The following is a 7,333-nucleotide window of genomic DNA, read 5'->3' on the forward strand; positions in this document are numbered from 1 at the left end:
CACACTGCAATTGCATGTAATGATTGCTATTAGAGATGTATAACAACAAGGGTTGCCTATTTTAAGTAGCGCAGGCTATGCAAGTGTTTAACGAAAAAGGAAATCTTCAATATGGATGTTTTGTACTATTGGAAAGATGTAAAAGCAGATATGGCTGCTGGACACATTGGCTGGTTTCGCTCGTCTCGTGGCAAATTGAGTGAGTTGAGCGAAAGTTTTCCTGATCGTATCTGGGTGATTAAAACCCCCACGGGTAAAAAGGGCAGTGTGCAATTATTAGCGTGCCTGCGCTGGAGCGATAAGGCTGCAGTGAAGGTGCCCGTGGTAGATGTGCAGTCGACCATTTTTTATGATCCTGCCCATGTGCAAAGTATTTGGTTTGATGGCTCCGATAGCGATGAAGCAATCGAGATGACCAGTAAATGGCTGCGTGAGCATTTTTCAGCGGCAGTGAGGGCTAATTTCCAAGGGGACAATGGGATTCATGCCCTGCGTGGAGATACCTTGCGTCAGTTAGAAAAAATCTCGCACCATTTTGCTAGCCGCCCCTTCCTTGCAGAAGAAGCAGAGGTTTTGAATAAGTCTTAAACAGCGCTATTTGCAAGCTAGCTACACCGCCGCTCCGGCAATTGATTTTTGCAGGAGCGGCTTTAGCCGAAAAAAACACCAACGTACTCAAGGCCAAGGCGTTGCCATCGTGCGGATAAGCTTTTATCTACATACTTAGCGCTTTGCATTCAGTACATACGCTGTTAAGGTTCGGCCAATGTTTCTCCTGTTTGGCAGTACCTTATGACACCAAAAAAAGAATTCCCTGCACTTAAAAGCAGCCTGCATCCCCGTAACCCCCATCGCGGCCGTTACGATTTCCCTGCACTGATCGCCAGCTGCCCAGATTTAGCGCCCTTTGTGGCTCCAAATGCCTATGGTGATGAATCGGTCGATTTTGCTGATCCAGCTGCAGTTAAAATGCTTAATCGCGCCTTACTCAGCCATTTTTACGGCATTAAAGAATGGGGTCTACCCGAGGGCTATCTTTGCCCGCCCATTCCTGGGCGAGCTGATTACATCCATACCATGGCTGATCTGCTGGCAAGCAGCAATAAAGGCGTGATACCACGTGGTGCTGCGGTGCAAGTGCTGGATGTGGGTGTTGGGGCCAATGCCATCTACCCCATGCTGGGCAAGGTGGCGTATGGCTGGCAGTTTGTTGGCTGTGATATTGATGATTTGGCACTCGATAACGCCTATGAAATCTTTGAGCGCAATGAAGTCTTAAAAGACGGCCTCATTTGCCGTTACCAAGCCAATGCTGAAAATATTTTTGAAGAGATGATTAAGCCTGCAGACTTATTTGAATTTACCCTTTGCAACCCGCCATTTCATTCATCTGCTGCGGATGCTGCAGGGGGCACGCGGCGTAAATTACGCAGCTTAGGCACAGGCCACGCCAAGGGCAAGGGCAAGGGCCTGCCGCCGCCGGTACTTAATTTTGGCGGCCAGAGTAGTGAGCTGTGGTGCGAAGGCGGTGAGATGCGTTTTGTGCGCAGCATGATTTCGCAAAGCCGCCCGTTTAGGCAGCAGTGTTTGTGGTTTTCTACTCTCGTTTCGAAGCAAGATAATCTGCCACTGGTCTATCAAGCACTAGAGCGAATTGGTGCGGTGCAAGTGAAAACACTGGACATGGCACAGGGCAATAAAATCAGCCGCGTGGTAGCGTGGAGCTACTTTACTGAGGCAGAGCAAAAAGTGTGGGCCAAGAGCCGCTGGCGTGGCTAGTCTTATTGCTGGGGAAGTGAGTCTCAGCTAATGCGAAGTAAGGAGCTGTGTATGGAAAAGTTTAACCATCATTTTCGTGCTTTATTTCAGCAGCTGGGCTTGCCAGCCAGCGATGGGGACATTGCCGCTTTTATTCAGCAGCATTCCCCCCTTGCAAAAAACATGGCATTGCCAGACGCTGATTTTTGGAGTGTCAGCCAATCGCAGTTTTTACGCGAGCAGCTGGCCGATGATGCGGATTGGGCAGAAGTTATCGATCAGCTGGACGTGGCTTTGCGCTAAGGAGGCTTACTCCAATCCTATCCGCTTAAGCAATCTGCTATTCGTAGGGTGGGTGCAACCCGCGTTTTTCAGCATCGATCAAAGGTTGCACCCGCTCCCGCTCTACAAGCTTGGCTTAAGATTCTAAGGTGAGCAACGACTGGCTCCTTGTACACCCTAAAAATACCGATTCTCACAATGAAATAAGCTTAAGTTGACAGGATTGGGGCTTACTCGCCCATCAATCATCCCATCCTGCGTAAACCGGCAGTACTTTCCAGCATTGTAATTGGCTGGCTTCTACTTGTAGCGTGCTTTGGTTTAGTAACCAGCTGGCAAGGTTGCTGCGCATATAGGCCAGCTCATCGCCACATAGGCCAAGTAAATCCCGCGCTAGGGCTGCCGCATTCAGATAGAGCTCGCCTTCAACTATGGGGGCGGTGGCTAAATAATATTGCCCCTCGATTAAAGCCAGCCAATACGCTCTCTCTTCGGCCTCTAATACCGCCAGCGTGCCACGAGGCTTGCTGGCTAATTCGCTTGCCACTAAATGGCCTACGGCCTGAAACCATTGCCAGTTTTCTATGGTATGCGTATCTGCGCCGTATTCTGGGATATCAATATTGATTGGAATCACTTTAATCCTTATGCATCGGGGTGTTCAATTTATGCGATCTGTGTTTCCTAAAATATTGCGTATTAGCATAAAACGCATCGTCTTGTATCTGCCACCAACCTGGAATACCTAAATAAGGCAGAGGGGGGAGTTGGCGAGGGTTTTTTAATTGATCGTCATTTATAAATTGGGCTAATTGCTGATCTAATTGTGCGCATTGCTCAGCTATTGTGAGCTTAAAAAAATCAGCAGTTACTTTAATTGGCCAGCATTTGCCGGTGAGGCCTAAAAATGGCTCAAGCAGATTTTCGTAATTGGCGTGGCCAAAGCTGAGTGCGTTTATTTTAACGCCCCAATCTTCTTTATGCTTTTGAAATAAATCCTGCCATTGATGATTAATGAGTAATTGCAATAAAGCATCGTCGCAATAGGGCAGAATTAAGCCGCATTCATCAAATAGGGTGGCGGCATCACGCACGGGGCCGCGAGGGTGATCGGGCGTGAAGTGGCGCATATGTAAGGCGGTGATGGCGGCTTTGCTAATGGGGAAGGCACACCAAACCAAGGCATTAAAGCAGTCATGCCAATTATCTGGCCGAGTGGCGACATGGCCATGCTGGGCAATGGAGATTTCGTAATAGTCACTCAGTGATTCGGGTGGCACAAAGCGAATCGGCAGGCCTTGCTGGTTGCGGGCAATGGGGCCAAGCACATCCCAATCTGCATACTGAGGGAAGCGTTTAAACTGTTGAATAAACGGCAGTAAGGGCTGGTAGGGAGCTTGCTGGTAAAAAAAATCGAGTGGCCACATGGGGCAGTGTGAAACCTTAGGAAAATGCGCTGATTGAAACGCTTAAAAATGTGATGCCACGCTATTAAAAAACACGCTAAATCAATTGTTTATTGGGGCAATTAATAAATAAAGGGTGAGCAAATACCCACCCTTTATGGCTCTTACAGTACGGCTAAAGCGGCTGCGTAATTAGGCTCTTCTTTGATTTCTGAAACCAATTCTGCATGCAAAACTTGATTGTTTTCATCTAACACTACAACGGCACGGGCAGAAACGCCTGCAAGTGGGCCGCTTACAATTTCAACGCCATAGTTGCTGAGGAAATCACGGCCACGCATGGTAGATAAATTCACCACGTTTTCTAGGCCTTCCGCGCCGCAGAAACGGCTTTGTGCAAATGGCAAGTCGGCAGAAATGCACAGTACCACGGTGTTTTCTAAGGTAGATGCGGTTTCATTAAAGCGGCGAACTGAAGCCGCACAAACACCGGTATCCACGCTTGGGAAAATATTCAGAATTTTCCTGCTACCTGCAAATGTCGCCAAGTTTGCATCGGACAAATCTTTAGCAACCAAGCTAAAGTCTTGCGCCTGTTGGCCAACTTGTGGGAAAGAACCTTTGATTTCAATGGCGTTACCGCCCAGAGTCACTGCAGACATGTATGTTTCCTTTGTGGCTATTGATGGGGTTATTTCGATATTAATTATCTATTGGGACAGCATTGAATAGCAAGCAGCATAGGCTTGAAATATGTACAGATGATGGCGGGATTTGATTTGTTAAGTTTGATTGTTTTCTTCATCAATATCTAATTCAAGCGGGGCGTCTTCTTCTTCAATGACAGGGAAGAGGCATTCGGCCATCTCGCCATAATCGGGCTCAAAGCTTAGATCAGCCACCAGCTCGCTATACATCACGATATCGTAGCTATTTAGTCCAATCAGCGCCGTTGCCATCAAGCCCGAGAGAGGTACATCGGTGATCATGACGCCGTAGTCTTTATGAAAATCACGGCCACGCAGGGTGCAGAGTAGCTGCACACGGCGAAAGCGTTCTTGCTCCATGGCACGCGCAAGGGCATAGGGCGTATCCACAGAGATCACTAGAATGACGGTTTCTTCTGGCCAATCAATGGATAGTTTTTCTAGTTGGCGAGCAATGCTCAGGCCGATTGCGCTATCAATACTTGGAATGACAGCAATCACTTTAGGCTTGCCAGCAAAGCGGGACAATGGTACATCGATCAGACTGGCATCCACTAAAAGAAAACTATGGGCATATTCGCCAACAACAGGGAAATTGCCCCCAACATTAATTTCAGTATGGTTGAGTAAAATAGTGGCCATGATCTATTCCGTATCAGTGATCAGTAAGTAGGCAATTGTTGTCAGCAGCCTTGCCGCTTGCTGCTGAGAATAATTGCTCCTCTACCAACATCTTTGTTTAAATAACTATAGCCCGTGAGTGCTTCATCACAAGACCTTAATGCCCTTTTGTTGTAAGGGGGGCTAGGGGGCTAAGGATAATTTAATTGGCTAATTTAGTCATGGCCTAGCCGCTTTAGCCTGCAATTTTAAGGTGTGAACGGTTAGAGGGCTTTTTTTAGGGGGACTTAATCGGCGCGTGCTATCAAGGATAAAACCAGTAGATAGAGTAAGCCGTGGAGTGCAGCTCGCCTAAGTCGATTTGTAGAAAGGCCCGCAGCTCATCTTGTGCATCAAATTGCAGACGTTTTTTATCGTGGCTACTGAGGTATTCGCTGGGTTTAAACACTTTTTTAAGCACGATATGCTCTTGATCATCGGTGAGGGTGACTTCTAGCATCGGCAATGCTTGCTCGTATTGAGCCAAGTTTCGCAAGGTGGCATTGAGCTGAATAATATTGGGAAACTCGGGCACGTAGCTGAGCTCCGACCATTCTGAACGCAGCATCTCGGTATTTTGAGGTAGCGGCATGCTGCAGCCTAATGCTTGGCAGGCGCTAATTAGCTTAGGCCTTAACCAAGGTAGCTCCATCGAGATTTGGGTGCGCTGGTGGTAGGCCAGCTGAGCGGCAAAGCTCAACATCAGCAGCACAATCACCGCCATATAAACGGCATACCATTTGGAGCGGACCACCGGGGCCGGGGCAAGCAGATGATCGTCATCCATATAGATGGGGCGATAGCTGCTGGTCTCTTTTGCGGGTGGGGTAACAGCAGCGGGTTCTGACATTGCTTCTGCCAAAGCAGGGGCCGTTTGTTGAGGGGCTGGCTCGGTGATTTCGGCACTGAGCGCATGCGCTTCAGTGGCGGGCATCGCCTCATACTGGATATCTGCTGCTGAGCTTTGCATGGCCATTGCCACAAAATCAACTCTAGGCTCAGCGATGCTGGCGGCTTGCTCGGCAAAGGGGAGCGGCTCTGGGCTGGCGGTGAGTGGCTCAGCTGGAGGGCTATCTACTGCCGTATTGACAGGATGCGATGCTGCTTCAGTGGCAGTGTTTTGTGTGCTGCTGAGCGTTTCTGCAAGCTGCTCGCTTTCTAAGCAGTCTTTGGCATTAAAGACAAATGCGCAGCGCCCACAGCGAACTTTTCCGCGATGGGCTGCTAGCTGCGCTTCCGTTACACGAAAAGCGGTTTGGCAGTTTGGGCAACGGGTGATGTCATTCATATTACTTACGCGTGCCTGATAAACAAACCCAGCCATCTTCGATTTGTGGTGTATTCATGGCAAACCATTGGCTGTAAATAGCGATCACATCATCGGCTTGTTCGGCCAAAATGCCGGATAAGGCAATACGGCCACCTAATTTAACTTTAGCCGCCAACATCGGGGCGAGTGCTTTGAGTGGATTAGTCAGAATATTGGCAATCACCACATCGTAGCTGGCCATCGGCTCGGCATCTGGCAAATAAAACTGAACTTCAACGGCATTTTGTTCGGCATTTTGTCGTGAGGCAGTCATGGCTTGCGGATCGATATCCACCCCAACAGCAGAAGCTGCACCAAGCTTTATACCGGCAATGGCTAAAATTCCAGAGCCACAGCCGTAATCGAGCAAGGTTTCACCGCCTGCCAGATTGCTGTCTAGCCATTTTAAGCAAAGGCGGGTGGTGGGGTGGCTGCCCGTGCCAAAGGCCAGGCCTGGATCGAGCTGAATACTGATCGCGCCAGCATCTGGGCATTCGTGCCAAGTGGGGGTGATCCACAGCCGATTAGAAATAGGGATAGGATTAAATTGGGATTGAGTCAGGCGTACCCAATCTTGTTCCTCTACACGCACCACATCAAATGAAGGCGCGCTTAGCTTTAGGGTGTTGCTGGCCGCGGCCACAATCAGCGCGGTATCGATGTCTTCATCAAATAGGGCGAGCACAACGCTCTGCTCCCACAACTGATCGACTGGCTCACCAGGCTCACCAAAAATAGGCTTTTCTGCATCAGTGCCGGCTGCAGCGTCTTCAATGCTAACGGAGAGCGCGCCCAAGTCAAACAGCGCGTCTGAAAAACGCTCTGCATGGATGGATTCGGTGGTGATGCGTAGTTCTTGCCAAGCCATTTTTGTATACCTGTTAGTGTTCTTCCCCGCATTGTCGCATTCCCCCTTAGTTTTGAGAATGTTTTTACTTGTAATAAGCAGGGATTGGGGCGTGATTGGCTATATCAGCGGTGTTTGTATTTAATCTTTGCTGTTGCTTACGTAGATGTGATGCAGTGCATAAAATGCGATCTACAAACAGTAGGCAAACCTCAAATAAGATTGGGTGCCGCCAGTAGTGCCCCTTGTATCTTGTTCCCTGTGGTGGTTAGCTACTACCACACGAGGTGAAGTGAGCTTGATAGCGCCCTTAAGGCATCGACCTTGTTTTGTAGATAAAGCCCTTCACCTCACTTCTTTCGCC

The 7,333-nt window shown here is 48.8% G+C and carries 9 protein-coding genes; 3 read left to right on the forward strand and 6 right to left on the reverse strand.

Features of this window, described 5'->3' with window-relative positions:
• Positions 1-111 precede the first annotated feature (111 nt).
• The 3 genes from R6242_RS15035 (at position 112) to R6242_RS15045 (ending at position 2,061) form a co-directional block, all read left to right on the forward strand.
• The gene (locus R6242_RS15035; RefSeq protein ID WP_293936028.1) at positions 112-588 is read left to right on the forward strand and encodes a hypothetical protein; all 477 of its coding nucleotides are present in this window, start codon (positions 112-114) and stop codon (positions 586-588) included.
• Between the two features lie 204 nt (positions 589-792).
• Positions 793-1,779, forward strand: coding sequence for a 23S rRNA (adenine(1618)-N(6))-methyltransferase RlmF (gene rlmF / locus R6242_RS15040; protein WP_318428252.1), 987 nt, complete (start codon positions 793-795; stop codon positions 1,777-1,779).
• 51 nt (positions 1,780-1,830) lie between these two features.
• A complete protein-coding gene (locus R6242_RS15045; protein ID WP_318428254.1) occupies positions 1,831-2,061 on the forward strand; it encodes a DUF2789 domain-containing protein in 231 nt (76 codons plus the stop codon).
• A 220-nt stretch (positions 2,062-2,281) separates the two neighbouring features.
• Here R6242_RS15045 and R6242_RS15050 read toward each other — a convergent pair whose 3' ends face one another.
• From R6242_RS15050 to prmA, 6 genes are all read right to left on the reverse strand, one after another.
• Positions 2,282-2,677 carry a hypothetical protein gene (locus R6242_RS15050; RefSeq protein WP_318428257.1) on the reverse strand — a complete coding sequence of 132 codons (396 nt, stop codon included), beginning with the start codon at positions 2,675-2,677 and terminating at the stop codon, positions 2,282-2,284.
• Position 2,678: 1 nt separating this feature from the next.
• Positions 2,679-3,467: a DUF3025 domain-containing protein gene (locus tag R6242_RS15055; RefSeq protein WP_318428259.1), complete on the reverse strand. Its 789-nt coding sequence runs from the start codon at positions 3,465-3,467 to the stop codon at positions 2,679-2,681.
• 143 nt (positions 3,468-3,610) lie between these two features.
• Positions 3,611-4,108 carry a thiol peroxidase gene (tpx, locus tag R6242_RS15060; protein WP_318428261.1) on the reverse strand — a complete coding sequence of 166 codons (498 nt, stop codon included), beginning with the start codon at positions 4,106-4,108 and terminating at the stop codon, positions 3,611-3,613.
• A gap of 120 nt (positions 4,109-4,228) precedes the next feature.
• The gene (locus tag R6242_RS15065; protein WP_318428263.1) at positions 4,229-4,795 is read right to left on the reverse strand and encodes a peroxiredoxin; all 567 of its coding nucleotides are present in this window, start codon (positions 4,793-4,795) and stop codon (positions 4,229-4,231) included.
• Positions 4,796-5,078: 283 nt separating this feature from the next.
• Positions 5,079-6,101 (reverse strand): DUF3426 domain-containing protein, encoded by a 1,023-nt coding sequence (locus tag R6242_RS15070; RefSeq protein ID WP_318428265.1) that lies wholly within the window; start codon positions 6,099-6,101, stop codon positions 5,079-5,081.
• A 1-nt stretch (position 6,102) separates the two neighbouring features.
• Positions 6,103-6,990, reverse strand: coding sequence for a 50S ribosomal protein L11 methyltransferase (gene prmA, locus R6242_RS15075; RefSeq protein ID WP_318428267.1), 888 nt, complete (start codon positions 6,988-6,990; stop codon positions 6,103-6,105).
• Positions 6,991-7,333: the final 343 nt, after the last annotated feature.

The sequence above is a fragment of the Iodobacter sp. CM08 genome (assembly GCF_033446605.1).
Classification (GTDB): Bacteria; Pseudomonadota; Gammaproteobacteria; order Burkholderiales; family Chitinibacteraceae; genus Iodobacter.

Excerpts from the sequence above, each read along its gene's own strand:
- R6242_RS15065 (WP_318428263.1), bottom strand. The coding sequence starts at position 4,795 with ATGGCCACTATTTTACTCAACCATACTGAAATTAATGTTGGGGGCAAT.
- R6242_RS15035 (WP_293936028.1), top strand. The coding sequence starts at position 112 with ATGGATGTTTTGTACTATTGGAAAGATGTAAAAGCAGATATGGCTGCT.
- prmA (WP_318428267.1), bottom strand. The coding sequence starts at position 6,990 with ATGGCTTGGCAAGAACTACGCATCACCACCGAATCCATCCATGCAGAG.
- R6242_RS15055 (WP_318428259.1), bottom strand. The coding sequence starts at position 3,467 with ATGTGGCCACTCGATTTTTTTTACCAGCAAGCTCCCTACCAGCCCTTA.
- tpx (WP_318428261.1), bottom strand. The coding sequence starts at position 4,108 with ATGTCTGCAGTGACTCTGGGCGGTAACGCCATTGAAATCAAAGGTTCT.
- R6242_RS15045 (WP_318428254.1), top strand. The coding sequence starts at position 1,831 with ATGGAAAAGTTTAACCATCATTTTCGTGCTTTATTTCAGCAGCTGGGC.
- R6242_RS15070 (WP_318428265.1), bottom strand. The coding sequence starts at position 6,101 with ATGAATGACATCACCCGTTGCCCAAACTGCCAAACCGCTTTTCGTGTA.
- rlmF (WP_318428252.1), top strand. The coding sequence starts at position 793 with ATGACACCAAAAAAAGAATTCCCTGCACTTAAAAGCAGCCTGCATCCC.